This window comes from Streptomyces sp. NPDC048416 (assembly GCF_043200435.1).
GTDB lineage: Bacteria > Actinomycetota > Actinomycetes > Streptomycetales > Streptomycetaceae > Streptomyces.
In genome coordinates this window covers 69,166-87,358 of sequence record NZ_JBICXU010000004.1, presented here as the reverse complement: position 1 = coordinate 87,358, position 18,193 = coordinate 69,166, and the positions used below count along the sequence as shown (strand labels likewise).

Sequence of the window (18,193 nt, the reverse complement as noted above, 5' to 3'; positions counted from 1 at the left end):
TCATTGTGCGGAGCGGCGGCGGGGGCGGCCAGCCGGTGCGGGGCCCGACCGGCCGGCGCAGCGCCGACCTACGTCAGCGGGCGAGCCACTTCGCCGTGTAGTCGTCGATCTCCGCGGTCAGCTTCGTCTTGCCCGCCGGGTCGAGGAAGGAGGCGTCCACCGCGTTCTTGGCAAGACCGGCGAGACCCTGCTCGTCCAGGTCCAGGAGGCGGGCGGCGACCGCGTACTCGTTGTTCAGGTCGCTGCCGAACATCGGCGGGTCGTCGCTGTTGATGGTCACGAGGACGCCCGCCGCGACCATCTCCTTGACCGGGTGCTCGTCCAGGCTCGGCACCACCCGGGTCGCCAGGTTGGACGTGGGGCAGACCTCCAAAGCGATCCGGTGCTCGGCCAGATGGGCCAGGAGCGCCGGGTCCTGGGTGGCGCTGGTGCCGTGGCCGATGCGCTCGGCGCGCAGCTCGGTCAGCGCGTCCCAGATCGACTGGGGCCCGGTGGACTCGCCCGAGTGCGGTACGGAGTGCAGGCCGGCGGCGATGGCCCGGTCGAAGTAGGGCTTGAACTGCGGGCGCGGCACCCCGATCTCCGGTCCGCCCAGGCCGAAGGAGACCAGGCCTTCGGGGCGCACGCCGTCCTCGGTGGCGAGCCGGGCGGTCTCGGCGGCCGCGTCGAGGCCCGCCTCACCCGGAATGTCGAAGCACCAGCGAAGCACCGTGCCGAGCTCGGTCTCGGCGGCCTTGCGGGCGTCCTCGATGGCGTCCATGAACGCACGCTCGTCGATGCCGCGGCGGGTGGAGGAGAACGGCGTGATGGTCAACTCGGCGTAGCGGATGTTCTGCCGGGCCATGTCACGGGCCACCTCGTAGGTGAGAAGGCGCACATCCTCGGGCGTGCGGATCAGGTCCACGACCGACAGGTAGACGTCGATGAAGTGTGCGAAGTCCGTGAACGTGAAGTAATCGGCAAGCGCCTCGGGGTCGGTGGGGACCTTCGAATCCGCGTGGCGGGCCGCGAGTTCGGCCACGATGCGCGGGGAGGCGGAGCCGACGTGGTGCACGTGGAGCTCGGCCTTGGGCAGCCCCGCGATGAAGGGGTGCAGGTCGGTCATGGGGTCCTCCAGAGTCTGCCGCGAGGGTCCTCGGGCGGTCGGCGTCGTGGGGCCTTCGCCGGTCGGGGATCATGGTAGGCCGGGCGGATCGCCCCGGGACCCGGGGCCGTAGCATGACGGAACCACGATGGGGGAGGCCCATGTCAGAGAACACCCAGCAGCCGCCGGGAGGCCAGGAGCCGCGCGACCCCTGGGCGCCGCCGGAGCACAAGGTTCCGCTGGACAAGCCGTCGGTGCACGATCAGCAGACCGTCGTCTCGATGCCCGCGCCGCCCACCGGCGCCCCGAACGGTGCCCCGGGCGCTCCTGGTTCAGCGCCCCCGCCGGGCGCGCCCGGACAGCAGGCGCCCGGCAACTACGGCTACCCCTCGGGGGCGCCGACGCCGCCATCGGGCCAGCCCGGTCCCGGCGGTTACGGTTACCCCGCGGGCGCGCAGATACCTCCGCCGGGACAGCCGGATCCCGGTGGTTACGGCTACCCCGCGTATCCGCAGCAGCCCGCGCAGACCGGCGGCTACCCCGGCTACCCGGGCCAGCAGCCCTCCTACGGCTACCCCGGCTGGGCCGGGATGAGCGCCCCGCAGAACGGGTTCGGCACCGCCGCGATGGTGCTCGGCATCATCGCCTGCGCGTCCATGTTCTGCACGTGGGGCATAGCCGGCATCGTGCTCGGCGTGCTGGCCCTGATATTCGGGCTGCTCGGCAAGGGCAGGGCGGCTCGGGGTGAGGCGAACAACCGGGGCCAGGCCGTGGCGGGTGTCGTCATGGGCATCATCGGCATCGTGCTGGGCATCGCGATCCTGGTGCTGGTGATCGTGGCCTTCGCCGACAAATCCTCGCGGCACGACGATTACGATTACTGGAACGCCATGTCGGCGACCGTGCTGACCCGCTGAGGAACGACGCGGCACCCTCGCCCTGGCGGGCGGCCGGCCGACATCGGTCCGACCGCCAGGGCACGGGGCGCTGCGCGCTGCGTACGCCGAGCCCAGCGCAAACGCACGTTTCGCGAACCCGACCAGCGCGAGCCCCGCAGGCCCAGCCGCGGGCGGGCGCGCCGGGGCGAGGCCAGGCAGTCCCTGCGGGTCCAGCCGCGTGCGGGTCGTGTCCGGGGCGAAGCCGGGCAGTCCCTGCGGGCCCCGCTGCTCAGCGCAACCACGCGCGGGCCTCGGCCGCGGGCGAGACCACCCGGTCCCGCGGGCCCAGCCGCGTGCGGACCGCGCCCGGGGCGAAGCCAGGCAGTCCTGGCGGGCCGCGCCACTCAGTGCAGCCACGCGCGGGCCGCGCCCGGGGCGGAGCCATCCGGTCCCGGCGGGCCCCGCCGCTCAGTGCAGCCGCGCGCGGACCGCGCCCGGGGCGGAGCCAGCCAGTCCCGGCGGATCCCGCCGCTCAGCGCAACCACGCGCGGGCCTCGGCCGCGGGCGAGGCCAGCCGGTCCCTGCGGGCCCCGCCGCTCAGCGCAGCCGCGCGCGGGCCGCGCCCGAGGCGGAGCCAGCCAGGCCCGGCGGGCCCCGCCGCTCAGCGGAGCCGCGCGCGGGCCTCGCCCAGGGCGAAGCCCAGCAGGTTCAGGCCGCGCCATCGCGCGGGATCCTCCGCCTGTGGCGCGTCGGCCGCCAGGCCTATGCCCCAGATCCTGTCCAGCGGACTCGCCTCGACGAGCGCCCGCTCGCCGGTGCCCAGCAGATACGCCCGCAGCGCCTCGTCCTGGCCGAACTTGTGCAGACAGCCGGCCAGCACGATCCCGTACCGCTCCCGGCACCACACCGCCTCGTCGAAGCCGCGCACCAGACGTCCCGCCTTCTTCGCCAGCGCCGGGCTCGCCGCCGTCAGCGCCGCGCGCTCCGCCTCCGCGTCCCCGAAGAGCCGGGCCTTCGCCGCCATCATCCAGTGCTCGGCCGTCGCGTACGCGACACCCTCCACCGTGAAGGGGGAGGGCCACCACTGACTGAAACAGCTCGGCCCCAGCGCCCCGTCGCGCCTCGGCGCATGGCCCCAGAAGTGCAGAAACTTGATCCGCTCACCGCTCTTGACCTGCGCGATCAGCGCGTCCAGCGGCGCGCGGTCCCCCGTGATCTTTCCCATGCACGCGAGTCTGGCACGCGCCACTGACAACCCGTCGGGCCGTGACCGCCCCGACGCGACACATGGTCGACAGATTCCGTCGCGTAATCAAAAGGCAACAACGGAATCACTTGTTGGCCTGAGGTCACTCTGCCAGGATCGTCACTCAAATCGAGCTGAAGCTACGAAGAACGTGGGCCACATGGACACCGACAACGGCACCGGCAACCGCTTCCCCGCGCAGGACCGCTTCGCGGCCGGCGCCCAGTACATCGGCGGGGTTCTGCGCCCCGGCACCTCGGGCCGCTCCCACGAGGTGGTCGATCCCGCGACGGGGGAGACGGTGTACACGTACGAGCTCGCGGGCCCCGCCGATGTCGACGCCGCGGTGGCCGCGGCCAAGGGGGCGTTCCCCGGCTGGTCCGCCACCACGCCCGGGGACCGCTCGGCCGCCCTGCACCGCCTGGCCGGTGTCCTGGCCGAGCGGGCCGAGGAGTTCGCGCAGGCGGAGTCCCTTCAGTGCGGCAAGCCCATCAAGCTGACCCGGGAGTTCGACGTCCCCGGCACGGTCGACAACGCCGCGTTCTTCGCGGGCGCCGCCCGGCATCTGGAGGGCAGCTCGGCCGGTGAGTACTCCGGCGACCACACCTCCTACGTACGCCGCGAGCCCATCGGGGTCGTCGGGTCCATCGCCCCCTGGAACTACCCGCTCCAGATGGCTGCCTGGAAGATCCTCCCGGCGATCGCGGCGGGCAACACCATCGTCCTCAAGCCCGCCGAGATCACCCCGCTGACCTCCCTCCTGTTCGCCGAGGCGGCGAAGGAGGCCGGCATCCCGGACGGTGTGGTCAACATCGTCAGCGGGGCCGGGAAGGACGCGGGCGAGCATCTCGTCGGGCACCGGGACGTCGTCATGACCTCCTTCACCGGCTCCACCGGCGTCGGCAAGCGGGTCGCGGAGATCGCCACCCGCACCGTCAAGCGCGTCCACCTCGAACTCGGCGGCAAGGCCCCCTTCGTGGTGTTCGACGACGCCGACCTGGAGGCCGCGGTGCACGGCGCGGTCGCCGCCTCGCTCATCAACTCCGGCCAGGACTGCACCGCCGCCACCCGCGCCTATGTGCAACGCCCCCTGTACGAGGCCTTCGTCGAGCAGGTCGCCGCCCTCATGGAGACCGTCCGCCTCGGCGACCCCTTCCGCGCGGACACCGACCTCGGGCCGCTGATCTCCCACGTCCACCGGGACCGTGTCGCGGCCTTCGTCGAGCGGGCCAGGGGATACGCCCGGATCGTCACCGGCGGCGAGGCCCCCGAGGGCGCCGGCGCCTACTACCGGCCCACCCTCATCGCGGACGCCCCCCAGGACAGCGAGGTTGTGCAGGCCGAGATCTTCGGCCCGGTCCTGGTCGTGCTGCCCTTCGACACCGACGACGAGGGCATCGGGCTCGCCAACGACACGCCCTACGGACTCGCCGCCTCCGCATGGAGCCGCGACGTGTACCGCACGGGACGGGCGACGCGCGAGATCACAGCGGGCTGTGTCTGGATCAACGACCACATTCCGATCATCAGCGAGATGCCGCACGGCGGCTACAAGGCGAGCGGCAGCGGAAAGGACATGTCGGCGTATTCCTTCGAGGAGTACACGCAGGTCAAGCATGTGATGTACGACAACACAGCGGTGCCGAGGAAGGACTGGCACCGCACGATCTTCGGGGACCGATAGCCGAGGGGCCCGACCAGGCCACCGAACCCACCCGAAAGGGCACACAGCGCATGGAGCAGTACGAGTCCGACCCTTCCCACGCTCTCGACTCCGATCGAGCGGGCAGGGGCGGCCCTCTCGCCGCGGCCCAACTGGCCGCCATGCGGCGCAGCCTGACCAACGGCAGGGGCGCCCTGACCCGCCGTTCCCTGCTGCGCGCATCGGGCGTCGGCGCGCTCGCCGTCGGCGGCCTTGCCACCCTGAGCGCCTGTGGCATCCCGGCGGCCACGAAGGAGAACGGCACCGGACCGTCCAACGCGGACCACTCCGCGCAGGAGAAGGAGGTCAACTTCTCCAACTGGACGCAGTACATGGACATCAGCGACGACAAGAAGCACCATCCGACGCTGGACGAGTTCACCCGCCGCACCGGGATCCGGGTCAAGTACACCGAGGACATCAACGACAACGTCGAGTTCTTCGGCAAGATCAAGCCGCAGCTCGCCGGTGGCCAGGACACCGGCCGCGACCTCATGGTGCTCACCGACTGGCTGGCCGCCCGGCTCATCCGGCTCGGCTGGGCACAGAAGCTCGACCCCGCGCACCTGCCGCACGCCTACGCCAACCTCGCCCCCCAGTTCCGCTCGCCCGACTGGGACCCCGGCCGCGCCTACTCCTACCCCTGGACCGGCATCCCGACCGTCATCGCCTACAACGCCAAGGCGACCGGCGGCAAGAAGGTCGACTCGATCACCCAGCTCCTGGACGACCCCAGCCTCAAGGGCCGGGTGGGTTTCCTGTCCGAGATGCGCGACTCCGTCGGCATGACCCTGCTCGACCTCGGCAAGGACCCCGCGAAGTTCACCGACGCCGACTTCGACGCCGCGATCGGCCGGCTCCAGAAGGGCGTCGACTCCAAGCAGATCCGCCGCTTCACCGGCAACGACTACACCGGCGACCTGGTCAAGGGCGACCTCGCGGCCTGTGTCGCCTGGGGCGGCGACGTCACCCAGCTGCGCTCCGACAACCCGGACATCAAGTATGCGATCCCGGCGGCCGGTTACATGACGTCGAGCGACAACCTGCTGGTCCCGGCGAAGGCCCGGCACCAGAGCAACGCGGAAAAACTCATCGACTACTACTACGAGCTGCCGGTGGCCGCCAAGCTCGCCGCGTTCATCAACTACCAGTGCCCGGTCGACGGTGTCCGCGACGATCTCGCCAGGATCGATCCGGCGCTCGCGGCGAACGAGCTGATCCTGCCGGACAAGGCGATGAGCGCGAAGTCCCACTCCTTCCGCTCGCTCAGCGAGGCCGAGGAGACGGCGTACGAGCAGAAGTTCTCCCGGCTCATCGGAGCGTGAGCGCTCCGCTTCGGTGTGCTCGTCCTTCGGGTGCGGGCCGACTGCGGCCGGCCGCGCAGTTCCCCGCGCCCCTCAGGGCGCTTGGCCTCGGCACCCTCAAAGGCGCCAGCCCCTCCCCCTTCCTCTCGACCCCCTGGGACCCCACCCATGACTGACAGCACCGCAGGCGGCGATGTCCGCCTCACCGGGATCAGCAAGACGTACGGCTCCTTCACCGCCGTCCATCCGCTCGAACTGACCGTTCCGCAGGGCTCGTTCTTCGCGCTGCTCGGCGCCTCGGGCTGCGGCAAGACCACCACGCTCCGCATGATCGCGGGTCTTGAGGAGCCGACCACCGGCACGGTCTTCCTCGGCGACAAGGACGTCACCGACCTGCCGCCGTACAAGCGGCCGGTGAACACCGTCTTCCAGTCGTACGCCCTCTTCCCGCACCTGGACGTCACCGAGAACATCGCCTTCGGGCTGCGCCGGCGGGGCATCAAGTCGGTGAAGAAGCAGGTCGACGACATGCTGGCGCTCGTCCAGCTGGGCGACTTCGCCCGGCGCAAGCCGCATCAGCTCTCCGGCGGGCAGCAGCAGCGCGTCGCGGTGGCCCGCGCGCTCATCAACCACCCCCAGGTGCTGCTCCTGGACGAGCCGCTGGGCGCCCTCGACCTGAAACTGCGCCGCCAGATGCAGCTGGAGCTCAAGCGCATCCAGACCGAGGTCGGCATCACCTTCGTCCATGTCACCCACGACCAGGAGGAGGCCATGACGATGGCCGACACCGTCGCGGTGATGAACGGCGGCCGGGTCGAACAGCTCGGCGCGCCCGCGGAGTTGTACGAGAACCCGCAGACCACCTTCGTCGCGAACTTCCTCGGCACCTCCAACCTCATCGAGGCGGAGGTGGCGGAGAAGAGCGGCGACGACCTCGTCGTCACCGCGGGCGGCGCCAAACTGAAGCTGCCCGGCGGACGATGTTCGGCCCCCGCGGTCAGCGGCGGCAAGCTCCTCGTCGGCGTGCGCCCCGAGAAGATCTCGCTCGCCCACCGCGACGACGAGGGCGCGATCGCCGACGGCCGCAACCGCATCACCGGGCGCATCGTCGACTCCTCGTTCATCGGCGTCTCCACCCAGTACCTGATCGACTCCCCGGCGGGCAACGGCCTGTCCGTGTACGAGCAGAACGTGGACCGGCGCGCGGGGCTCCTCCCCGGCGCCGAGGTCGTCCTGCACTGGAACCCTGCGCACACCTTCGGCCTCGACGCGGCCCAGGCGATCGACGCGGGCGTGGAGAAGGTCGAGGACACCGCGTGAGCGCCGTCGTCGAGGCGCCCACGGCGCCCACGGAGGGCCCTCCCGCGCGCAGGGCGTCCACCCGCAAGCGGCTCGTGCCGTACTGGCTGCTGCTGCCCGGCATCCTCTGGCTGATCGTGTTCTTCGCGCTGCCGATGGTGTACCAGGCCTCAACCTCCGTACAGACCGGCTCACTTGAGAAGGGCTTCCGGGTCACCTGGCACTTCCAGACGTACTGGGACGCCTTCAAGGAGTACTACCCGCAGTTCGTCCGCTCCCTGCTGTACGCGGGAACGGCGACGATTCTCTGTCTGCTGCTCGGCTACCCGCTGGCGTACCTCATCGCCTTCAAGGCCGGCCGCTGGCGCAACCTGGTCCTCGTCCTGGTCATCGCGCCGTTCTTCACCAGTTTCCTCATCCGCACGCTGGCGTGGAAGACGATCCTGGCCGACGGCGGGCCCGTGGTGCACGCGCTCGGCACGCTGCACATCCTGGACGTCACGAGCTGGCTGGGCTGGACCGAGGGCAGCCGGGTCCTCGCCACGCCCATGGCGGTGGTCTGCGGACTCACCTACAACTTCCTGCCGTTCATGATCCTGCCGCTGTACACCTCGCTTGAGCGCATCGACTCCCGGCTGCACGAGGCGGCGGGCGACCTGTACGCCACCCCCGCCACCACCTTCCGCAAGGTGACCTTCCCGCTGTCGATGCCCGGCGTCGTCTCGGGCACCCTGCTCACCTTCATCCCCGCGAGCGGCGACTACGTGAACGCCGAACTGCTCGGCTCCACCGACCAGAAGATGGTCGGCAACGTGATCCAGTCCCAGTTCCTGCGGGTCCTGGACTATCCGACGGCCGCCGCACTCTCCTTCATCCTGATGGCGATCGTCCTGATCATGGTCACCGTCTACATCCGCCGATCCGGGACGGAGGACTTGGTCTGATGAGTCTCATGCCCATCATCAAATGGCTGCGCCGCAACCTCGTGGTCATCGCGGGGCTCGCGACGCTCGCGTACCTGATCCTGCCCAACGTCGTCGTCATGGTGTTCTCGTTCAACAAGCCGAACGGGCGCTTCAACTACTCCTGGACGCGGTTCTCCACCGACGCCTGGCAGGACCCGTGCGGCGTCGCCGACATGTGCGGCTCGCTCTCGCTGTCCCTCCAGATCGCGCTGTGGGCGACGATCGGCTCGACCGTGCTCGGCACGATGATCGCCTTCGCCCTGGTGCGCTACCGGTTCCGGGCGCGCGGCGCGATCAACTCACTGATCTTCCTGCCGATGGCGATGCCCGAGGTCGTGATGGCCGCCTCGCTGCTCACGCTCTTCCTGAACATGGGCGCCAAGCTCGGCTTCTGGACGATCCTGATCGCCCACATCATGTTCTGCCTCAGCTTCGTCGTCACCGCCGTCAAGGCACGCGTGATGTCCATGGACCCGCGCCTTGAGGAGGCCGCGCGCGACCTCTACGCAGGCCCGGTCCAGACGTTCCTGCGGGTGACGCTGCCGATCGCGTCGCCCGGCATCGCGGCGGGCGCGCTGCTCGCCTTCGCGCTCTCCTTCGACGACTTCATCATCACCAACTTCAACGCGGGCTCCACCGTGACCTTCCCCATGTTCGTGTGGGGCTCGGCGCAGCGCGGCACACCCGTGCAGATCAACGTCATCGGGACGGCGATGTTCCTCATCGCCGTCGTGGTGGTCGCCGCTGGACAATTCATTGCCAACCGGCGCAAGAACAGCGCGAAAGCGTAACCGTACGCAGTTCTGAGGGAGTTGGAAATCATGGCCGTGACCCGAGCCATGAACAGTGCAGCACGGCAGTCCCTGGCGGGCGCGAAGCCCGTCCCCTTCTGGCTGGAGGACCCCGGCCGCCCCGAGGCGCTGCCCGCCCTCACCGGCGACGAGACCTGCGACCTCCTCGTCGTCGGAGGCGGCTACAGCGGCCTGTGGACCGCGCTCATCGCCAAGGAGCGCGAACCGGGGCGCGACGTCGTCCTCATCGAGGGCAAGGAGATCGGCTGGGCCGCCTCCGGCCGCAACGGCGGCTTCTGCGCGGCCTCCCTCACCCACGGCCTGGGCAACGGACTCGCCCGCTGGCCCGACGAGCTGGCCAGGCTCGAAGAGCTGGGCGCGGCCAACCTCGACGCCATCGGCGCGGCCGTCGCCCGCTACCGCATCGACTGCGACTTCGAGCGGACCGGTGAGATCGACGTCGCCACCGAGCCCCACCAGCTCGACGAGCTGCACGAGATGTACGAGGAGGCGACCAGACTCGGCTTCGGCGGGCTCGAACTCCTCGACGCGGGGCAGATGCGCGCCGAGGTCGACTCGCCGACCTTCCTCGGCGGCCTCTGGGACCGCGAGGGCGTCGCGATGCTCCACCCGGCCAAGCTCGCCTGGGGCCTCAAGCAGGCCTGCCTCGATCTGGGCGTACGGATCCACGAGCACACCCCGGGCCTCTCGCTGGCCCGGGTCGCCGCCGGCATGGGCGTACGCACCCCGTACGGCAGGATCCGCGCCGAGCAGGTCGCGCTCGGCACCAATGTGTTCCCCTCGCTGGTCAAACGGCTGCGCCCCTACACGGTGCCGGTGTACGACTACGCGCTGATGACCGAGCCGCTGACCGGGGCCCAGCTCGCGTCCATCGGCTGGTCCCGTCGCCAGGGGCTCGGGGACGCGGCCAACCAGTTCCACTACTTCCGCCTCTCCGCCGACAACCGCATCCTGTGGGGCGGCTACGACGCCATCTACCAGTACGGCAAGAAGGTGCGCAGCGAGTACGACGACCGGCCCGAGACGTACGCCAAGCTCGCCGAACAGTTCTTCCACTGCTTCCCGCAGCTGGCGGGGGTGCGCTTCAGCCACGCCTGGGGCGGCGCCATCGACACCTGTTCGCGCTTCTCGGCGTTCTTCGGCACCGCCCACGGCGGCCGCGTCGCCTACGCCGCCGGGTACACCGGGCTGGGTGTCGGCGCGACCCGCTTCGGCGCCGATGTGATGCTCGACCTGCTGGCCGGGGAGCCCACCGAGCGCACCGAACTGGAGATGGTGCGCACCAAGCCGCTGCCGTTCCCGCCGGAGCCGGTGGCCTGGGCGGGCATCGGCATCACCAAGTGGTCGCTGGCCCGCGCCGACGAGAACGGCGGCCGGCGCAATCTGTGGCTCAAGGCCATGGACCGGGTCGGCCTCGGCTTCGACAGCTGACCCTCTGCGCGCCCGTACACGCGGGCGCTTGATTCTGCTGGGCGCCTCCGGCCACGCCGGGGGCGCACGCGTGTGGAGGGCGTGATTCGGTTCACCACCGACGATCCGCCGAAGTCGCGTCATAACTCGCCCCCAAGCCCCTCTCCCTGATGGACGCAGCCTGTGCGTCCGGCCACATGGCCTGGGAACGGAGGACGGCAATGACTGCCTCGGGGGCAAAGAGCGCGGTGGAATGGCTGGCGTCGGTGGCGCCGGATCCCGACGCCTGCCGGTGGGAGTGGGAGCGCAACCCGTTGGGTGTGGCGCTCCTGCCGGCGGGCCGGCGCTGGGACGTACTGATCCTGCCGGGCGGGCTCGGGCACGGCGCGCTCGATGTGCTGAGCCGGCTCGTGGGCCGGCCGGGTCCGGTGCTGGCCGACTTCGGCGATGCCCGGATGGGCTTCTTCGTGCCGCCCGGCACGGCCGCGCGCTGGCTCGGCACGGGCGTGCGGGGCGCGGGGCACGGCACCTGGATCGTGGTGCCCTACCCGGGCCGCGCGACCGGCGGAGTGCGCTGGCTGGTGCCGCCCGACGGCTCGGGCACCCTGACCGATCCGGCCCTGCTTGAGCTGGCGATGCACGAGGCCGCCGCCCATATCGCACACGACGGCGGCAACCGGGGCAAGGAGGGCTGAGCGGGGGCGGCTGTCTGCCAGGGACCTTGACAAGCCGATTGGTCTGGACCATGTTGTGCGCACTTCCTGTCTCAATACCCCCTTGCCCGGAGGCAGTTGTGGATCGCACCAGACATCCGGCCGCACGTTCCTCGCTCCTCGCCGCCCTGACGGCGGCGGCCCTCGCCGCGGCCGGACTCGCCGCCGCCGCGCCCTCGGCGCACGCCGCCGACACCGACCTCCTGCGCAACGGGGGCTTCGAGTCCTCGCTCGACGGCTGGAACTGCACCGCGGGCAGCGGAGCCGTCGTCACCTCGCCCGTGCACGGCGGCAGCCACGCCCTGAAGGCCACCCCGGCCGGCAGCGACAACGCGCAGTGTTCCCAGAGCGTGGCCGTGCAGCCCAACGCGACGTACACGCTGAGCAGTTGGGTCCAGGGCAGTTACGTCTACCTCGGCGCGTCCGGCACCGGCACCACCGATGTGTCGACCTGGACCCAGTCCGCGTCCACCTGGCAGCAGCTGACGACGACGTTCAAGACCGGCCCGAGCACCACATCGGTGAGCGTCTACACACACGGCTGGTACGGGACGCCCGCCTACACCGCCGACGACGTGAGCCTGATCGGCCCCGGCGGCGCGCCCGTGCAGATACCGGCGGCGCCCACCGGGCTCACCGCCTCCGGCGCCACCTCCTCCGGCATCGGCCTGAGCTGGTCCCCGGCCACCGGCGCCACCGGCTACACCGTCTACCGCGACGGCGCCAAAGCGGCCTCGGTGAGCGGGACTTCGGCCACCATGACCGGTCTGGCCGCCTCGACCTCGTACAGCTTCCAGGTCACCGCCACCAACAGCGCGGGGGAGTCCCCGAAGTCGGCCGCCGTCGGCGCGAGCACCACCAGCGGCGGCGGCACCACGCCGCCTCCCTCCGGGCACGCCCTGGTCGGCTATCTGCACGCCTCGTTCGCCAACGGCGCGGGCTACACGCGCATGGCGGACGTCCCCGACGACTGGAACATCATCGACCTGGCCTTCGGCGAACCGACCTCACCGACCTCGGGCGACATCCGCTTCAACCTGTGTCCGGCCACCACATGCCCCACCGTCGAATCACCCGCCGACTTCAAGGCGGCCATCAAGGCCAAGCAGGCCGCGGGCAAGAAGGTGCTGATCTCCATCGGCGGCCAGAACGGCCAGGTCCAGCTCACCACGACCGCCGCACGCGACACCTTCGTCGCGTCCGTCTCGAAGATCATCGACGACTACGGTCTCGACGGCCTCGACATCGACTTCGAAGGCCACTCGCTCTCCCTGAACACCGGCGACACGGATTTCAGGAACCCGACAACTCCCGTCATCGTCAACCTCATCGACGCACTGAAGACCCTCAAGGCCAAGTACGGCTCGACGTTCGTCCTCACCATGGCCCCGGAGACGTTCTTCGTGCAGATGGGCTACCAGTACTACGGCTCGGGACCCTGGGGCGGACAGGACCCGCGCTGCGGCGCCTACCTGCCGGTCATCTACGCGCTGCGCGACGCGCTCACCCTGCTGCACGTCCAGGACTACAACTCGGGCTCGATCATGGGCCTCGACAACCAGTACCACTCGATGGGCGGCGCCGACTTCCACATCGCCATGACGGACATGCTGCTCACCGGCTTCCCCGTCGCGGGCGACACCGCCAAGACGTTCCCCGCGCTCCGGCCCGACCAGGTCGCCATCGGCCTGCCCGCCTCCACCCAGGCCGGCAACGGCTGGACCAGCCCCGCCGAGGTCACCAAGACCCTGGACTGCCTGACGAAGAAGGCCAACTGCGGCGCGTACCAGACGCACGGCAGCTGGCCGGGCCTGCGCGGCCTGATGACCTGGTCCATCAACTGGGACCGGTTCAACGGCGGCGAGTTCTCCAGGAACTTCGACGCATACCCGTGGAGCTGACCACCAGGAGCGCCCCGCACAGGCAGACACTGGCGAGCACATCCAGGGGCCAGTGGTAGCCGTGCAGGACGAGACCGATGCCCGTCGCCGCTGTCAGTGCCCCCGCGGCGGCGGGCATCACCCACCGGCGGCGCACGAAGGGGCCGAGCAGCAGCGCCGCCCCGCCGTAGGCGACCATCGCGGTCGCGGTGTGGCCCGAGGGGTAGTAGCCGGTGGCGGGGTCGAACGGGCCGGGCCGGGCGATCCACTCCTTGAGCGGCACCACGAGCACAGGCACCACGGCCATCGTCGCGGCGGCGATCAGGGCCCCTCGGCGCAGGCCGCGCCACAGCGCGTACCCGATCGCGAGGGCGAGGACCGGCAGGGCGACGGGCATGCTGCCGAGGTCGGAGAGCGCTTCGGCGAACCAGGACGGGCCATGGCCGGTGAGGGAGGGGTCGACGCGTTCGTCGAGGCGGCGCAGCGGGCCGCCCGAGGCGACCTGCCAGGTGATCACCGCGAACACGCAGAGCAGCGTGGCGAAGAGGAAAGCCGGCCGCCCCGGAACAGGGGGGGAGGTTCCGGGGCGGCCGCCTTGACCGGTGGGCCGCTCGCCCCGGGGGGTGTGGGGCGGTCGGTCGTCCGATCGGAGAGGAGTTCCGGAGCCGGAGGCTCCAGTGGTGTGCGCGAGGGCACGACCAGGGCATGGCTGGGGATGCTGTGCCCTGGAATCGCCCGCAGTCCCCTGCGGGCGGGGTGTTTCTCTCATCTGCGGAAACCGTACGACAGACGGCGGGGGACCGACAGCCGGAACTCCATCCCGCCATCGGCCCCCCACACGTTCTTCACGAGCGGTGTGCGCGCCTCTGGTTCGGGTGCGGATCAGACGCCGGTGAAGGCCTGCTCGATGATGTCGAGACCCTCGTTCAGCAGGTCCTCGCCGATGACCAGCGGCGGCAGGAAGCGCAGCACGTTTCCGTAGGTACCGCAGGTCAGGACCAGCAGGCCCTCCGCGTGGCAGGCCTTGGCGAGCGCGCCGGCGGCCTCCGGGTTCGGGGTCTTGGACGCGCGGTCCTTGACCAGCTCGATGGCGATCATGGCGCCGCGGCCGCGAATGTCGCCGATGATGTCGTACTTCTCGGCCATGGTGGCCAGGCGGGCCTTCATGACCTCCTCGATGCGCTTGGCCCGGCCGTTGAGGTCGAGCTCCTTCATCGTCTCGATCGCGCCGAGGGCCGCGGCACACGCCACCGGGTTGCCGCCGTAGGTGCCGCCGAGGCCGCCCGCGTGAGCGGAGTCCATGATCTCGGCGCGGCCCGTCACCGCGGCCAGCGGCATGCCGCCCGCGATGCCCTTGGCGGTGGTGATGAGGTCGGGGACGATGCCCTCGTCCTCACAGGCGAACCACTGGCCGGTGCGGCAGAAGCCGGACTGGATCTCGTCGGCCACGAACACGATGCCGTTGTCCTTGGCGAACTGGCTGATCGCGGGCAGGAAGCCCTTGGCCGGCTCGATGAAGCCGCCCTCGCCGAGCACCGGCTCGATGATGATCGCGGCGACGTTGTCCGCGCCGATCTGCTTGTTGATCATGTCGATGGCCTGCGCGGACGCCTCGGCGCCGGCGTTTTCCGGGCCGGTGAGCCAGCGGTAGCCGTAGGCCACCGGAACGCGGTAGACCTCGGGTGCGAACGGGCCGAAGCCGTTCTTGTACGGCATGTTCTTGGACGTCAGCGCCATCGTCAGGTTGGTGCGGCCGTGGTAGCCGTGGTCGAAGACGACGACGGCCTGGCGCTTGGTGTACGCACGGGCGATCTTGACGGCGTTCTCGACGGCCTCGGCGCCCGAGTTGAACAGCGCGGACTTCTTGGCGTGGTCGCCCGGCGTCAGCTCGGCAAGCTGCTCGGCGACGGCGACGTACCCCTCGTACGGCGTGACCATGAAGCAGGTGTGGGTGAAGTCGGCGAGCTGGGCGGTCGCGCGGCGCACCACGGCCTCGGCGGAGGCGCCCACCGAGGTCACCGCGATGCCGGAACCGAAGTCGATCAGGCGGTTGCCGTCGACGTCCTCGATGATGCCGCCGCCCGCGCGCGCGGTGAAGACGGGCAGCGTCGAGCCCACACCTGCGGCGACGGCCGCGAGACGGCGGGCCTGAAGCTCCTGCGACTTCGGGCCGGGGATGGCGGTGACGACGCGGCGCTCCTGCGGGATCGCACTCATGAGGGGCTCCTGGGATCTTCCTGGGGATGTGGACGCTTCCTTGGCTTTCTTCGCAGGCTAGAGCGCGCGAGCGGACCGTGGCATGCGCCGTTCGGTAGTGGTGGGTGTGTGTCCCTTGTCCTCGGCGGACAGGTGGCCCGTGCGGGCGGGTGGTGCGCGGCAGCGGTGAACCCTTGCGCGCTGCCACTACATTGAGCGTTCGTACCGCTCGGAACGGACCTGGCTGGTCAGGGGGCAAGGGGTCGATGGACACCGAAGGCACGTACGACGCACGCGGCACCCGTTCGGGGGCGGTCCCGCGCCCGGCCGGGCCGCCGCCGCGCCCCACGCTCCCGCCCCGGCCCGCCGAGGCGCCCACGGCGGGCGCCCCGCTCGGCGGCTGGCTGCGCACCCCGCGCGCGGCGGCCGAACCGGGCCTGTGGCGCCTGGGCCACACACCACGACCGGACGCGGACCCGGACCGGGTGCCGAGCCGGGCGCTGGTCGGCGGCGCCGTCGTCGCGCTGCTCGCGGCCGCCCTGGTCTGGTCGCTGTGGCGCAACGGCTACGTCCCGCACAGCCGGGTCCTGCTCGAACTCGTCACCCCGGCGGACTGGTGGGGATTCGAACGGCCCCCGGCGGCCACCACCGCCCTCGCCGTCTACAACAGCCTGGTGGCGGTTCTCGTGCTCTACACCGCAGGCCGCCTCGGCAACTGGCGCGAGGTGTTCCGCCGGTACGCCGTCGAGCATCCGCAGCCCTCCCGGGCTGTGCGTACCGCACTGGTCGGCGCCTTCCTGGCCTGGTGCTTCGTGCAGGCGGACAGCCTGAAGGACTACGCCCCGTCCACCGCCGCCGTGCAGGCGGGCTCCCCGCCGCCGCGCCCCCTGCTGCCCTTCGGCGACCTGGCGCTCTCACTGATGCCGCACGCGTGGCTGTACAACGGCACCGGGGAGCAGGTCGCGGACCATCTGCGCACGTTCGCGACCTGGTACCACCTGGTGGGCGCCGCCGCGATCCTGTGGCTGACCGCGCGTGCGGGGGGATGGTTCACCGTGCTGCGCGACCTGCGGGCCGGCAAGGAGGGCGGCCCGGTCCCCAGCGGCCCCGGCGAGACCCCGGCCGACTGGCCCGAGCTGCGTTCCGCCGGGCAGGACGTGAGCGCCGACCGGCTCGTGGCGGAGGAGCGGGCCGGGCGCATGAACGACGTCGACTGCGTACGGATCCGGCGGGCCTGGACGACCGTGAAGGCCGACCCCTCCCGGCTCGGCGCGTTCACCGACGCCGTCGCGGGCCAGGGCGCGCGGGCCTGTCTGCATCCCTCGGGCGACCGCGACCTGCCCGCCCGCGCGGCCACCCACGACCTGCTCACCTCGCAGGTGCGCATCGGCCGTTACCCCGACACCGAGCGCACCCCGGCCACCCGCAGGGGCGCGGGCGCCGCGATCGACCCGGCCGCGCTCGGCGCCTCGCTGCTCGCCATCGGGCCGTTCGGTGCGGGCAAGACCCGGCACCTGGTGCGGCCCGTCGTGGAGTCGCTGGCGCTCCAGGCACTGGCAGGGAAGGCCGCCGTCGTCGCGGTGTGCGCGGCCGGCACCCCGCTCGGCGCCGACGACGGCTACGACGTGGTGATCAAACCGGGCGACCCCGCCTCGGCGTACGACCTCGACCTGTACGGCGGCGCCACCGACCCCGACGAGGCCGCGGCCCTGCTCGCCGAGGCGTTCGCCGGAGACCTCGCCGAGGTCGACGCGCGGCGCGCCGCGACCGCCCTGGCCCAACTGCTCGGCCCCTACCGCGCGGCCCACGGACGCTTCCCCTCCGTCCCCGTCCTGCGTGAACTCCTGGACGGCTCACCCCGGGCCCTCGAAGAGCTCAGGGCCCGCCTCGACCCCGAGGCGCACCGCACCTACCATCGCGAACTCGACGCCAGGGAACGCCAGTTGGGCAGCCCCGGCGACCCGGGCCTCGCTCTGGCCGCCCGGGTCGCGGTGCTCGACCGTCCCGCCTTCGAGGGATTCTTCGACACCACGGGCCAGACCCGGCCGTTCTCGCTGCGCGCCCTCGAACACCCGCTGCGGGTCCGGATCGACGTGCCCGAGCGCGCCCACCCCGAGGCGGCACACCTGCTGACCCGGCTCGTCCTCGCCCAGTTCACCGCGGGGGCCGCCGCCCGCACGGACCGCTCGCTCTTCGCCTTCCTCGCCCTCGACGACGCCACGCACGCCGTCACTGCCACCTCCGTACGGGCCGTGCAGCGGCTGCGGAACTGCAACGCCGGGGTGCTGCTCACCCTGCGCGGGCTCGGCGACGTGCCGGAACAGCTGCACACCTCGCTGCTCGGCTCCGTCGGCTGCCACATGGCGTTCTCCGGGGTCACCACCTGGGACGGGCGGCTCTTCGCGCAGGCCTGGGGCACCGAGTGGGTGGAGACCACCGAGGTCGCCAAGCACACCGTCTTCGCCGACCAGCCGCTCACCCGGGCCATCCACGCGCTGCGCAAACTGGTCACCGGCAAGGCCGTCACCACGGACGCCGTCACCGTGCGCAAGGTCGAGCGGGAACGCTGGTCCGCCTCCGAGCTCGCCCACCAGGTGCCCGCCGGGCACGCGGTGCTCTCCTTGACCACCGTGGAGGGCGAGCACGCGCCGCCGCTCCTGGTGGATCTGCGCGGGTGAGCCCCGGGCGCCGCGGCCCGGGCGTT

14 protein-coding genes are annotated in these 18,193 nt (G+C 71.4%); 10 read left to right on the top strand and 4 right to left on the bottom strand.

Annotated elements, in window-relative coordinates; genetic code table 11:
* Positions 1-73: 73 nt before the first annotated feature.
* A complete protein-coding gene (locus ACGFW5_RS06975) occupies positions 74-1,105 on the bottom strand; it encodes an adenosine deaminase (protein WP_393833153.1) in 1,032 nt (343 codons plus the stop codon).
* 140 nt (positions 1,106-1,245) lie between these two features.
* On the opposite strand from ACGFW5_RS06975, the gene ACGFW5_RS06970 reads away from it, so the two are divergent.
* Positions 1,246-2,001, top strand: a complete 756-nt coding sequence (locus ACGFW5_RS06970; protein WP_393833152.1) for a DUF4190 domain-containing protein — start codon at positions 1,246-1,248, stop codon at positions 1,999-2,001.
* A gap of 622 nt (positions 2,002-2,623) precedes the next feature.
* Here ACGFW5_RS06970 and ACGFW5_RS06965 read toward each other — a convergent pair.
* Positions 2,624-3,187, bottom strand: coding sequence for an NADAR family protein (locus ACGFW5_RS06965; protein ID WP_393833151.1), 564 nt, complete (start codon positions 3,185-3,187; stop codon positions 2,624-2,626).
* Between the two features lie 181 nt (positions 3,188-3,368).
* Between ACGFW5_RS06965 and ACGFW5_RS06960 the strand changes: the two genes are divergently transcribed.
* From ACGFW5_RS06960 to ACGFW5_RS06925, 8 genes are all read left to right on the top strand, one after another.
* On the top strand, positions 3,369-4,892 hold the full coding sequence (locus ACGFW5_RS06960) for a gamma-aminobutyraldehyde dehydrogenase (RefSeq protein ID WP_393833150.1): 1,524 nt from the start codon (positions 3,369-3,371) through the stop codon (positions 4,890-4,892).
* Between the two features lie 50 nt (positions 4,893-4,942).
* Positions 4,943-6,235, top strand: a complete 1,293-nt coding sequence (locus ACGFW5_RS06955; protein ID WP_393833149.1) for a PotD/PotF family extracellular solute-binding protein — start codon at positions 4,943-4,945, stop codon at positions 6,233-6,235.
* Between the two features lie 147 nt (positions 6,236-6,382).
* The gene (locus ACGFW5_RS06950; RefSeq protein WP_393833148.1) at positions 6,383-7,534 is read left to right on the top strand and encodes an ABC transporter ATP-binding protein; all 1,152 of its coding nucleotides are present in this window, start codon (positions 6,383-6,385) and stop codon (positions 7,532-7,534) included.
* Entirely contained in the window at positions 7,531-8,457 is a 927-nt protein-coding gene (locus ACGFW5_RS06945; protein WP_393833147.1) for an ABC transporter permease, read from the top strand. The genes ACGFW5_RS06950 and ACGFW5_RS06945 overlap by 4 nt, the downstream gene beginning before the upstream one ends.
* An 8-nt stretch (positions 8,458-8,465) precedes the next feature.
* Positions 8,466-9,269, top strand: coding sequence for an ABC transporter permease (locus ACGFW5_RS06940; protein ID WP_393833387.1), 804 nt, complete (start codon positions 8,466-8,468; stop codon positions 9,267-9,269).
* 30 nt (positions 9,270-9,299) lie between these two features.
* Complete coding sequence (locus ACGFW5_RS06935; RefSeq protein ID WP_393833146.1) at positions 9,300-10,721, top strand: NAD(P)/FAD-dependent oxidoreductase; 1,422 nt, start codon at positions 9,300-9,302, stop codon at positions 10,719-10,721.
* 200 nt (positions 10,722-10,921) lie between these two features.
* Positions 10,922-11,395, top strand: coding sequence for a hypothetical protein (locus tag ACGFW5_RS06930; protein WP_393833145.1), 474 nt, complete (start codon positions 10,922-10,924; stop codon positions 11,393-11,395).
* A gap of 98 nt (positions 11,396-11,493) precedes the next feature.
* Positions 11,494-13,314: a chitinase gene (locus ACGFW5_RS06925; protein ID WP_393833144.1), complete on the top strand. Its 1,821-nt coding sequence runs from the start codon at positions 11,494-11,496 to the stop codon at positions 13,312-13,314.
* On the opposite strand, the gene ACGFW5_RS06920 is transcribed toward ACGFW5_RS06925, so the two are convergent.
* Both ACGFW5_RS06920 and gabT read right to left on the bottom strand, forming a co-directional pair.
* Positions 13,265-13,819, bottom strand: a complete 555-nt coding sequence (locus tag ACGFW5_RS06920; RefSeq protein WP_393833143.1) for a phosphatase PAP2 family protein — start codon at positions 13,817-13,819, stop codon at positions 13,265-13,267. The genes ACGFW5_RS06925 and ACGFW5_RS06920 overlap by 50 nt on opposite strands.
* 356 nt (positions 13,820-14,175) lie before the next feature.
* Positions 14,176-15,510: a 4-aminobutyrate--2-oxoglutarate transaminase gene (gene gabT, locus ACGFW5_RS06915; protein WP_393833142.1), complete on the bottom strand. Its 1,335-nt coding sequence runs from the start codon at positions 15,508-15,510 to the stop codon at positions 14,176-14,178.
* A gap of 245 nt (positions 15,511-15,755) precedes the next feature.
* Between gabT and ACGFW5_RS06910 the strand changes: the two genes are divergently transcribed.
* Positions 15,756-18,167: an ATP/GTP-binding protein gene (locus tag ACGFW5_RS06910; protein WP_393833141.1), complete on the top strand. Its 2,412-nt coding sequence runs from the start codon at positions 15,756-15,758 to the stop codon at positions 18,165-18,167.
* Positions 18,168-18,193 lie beyond the last annotated feature (26 nt).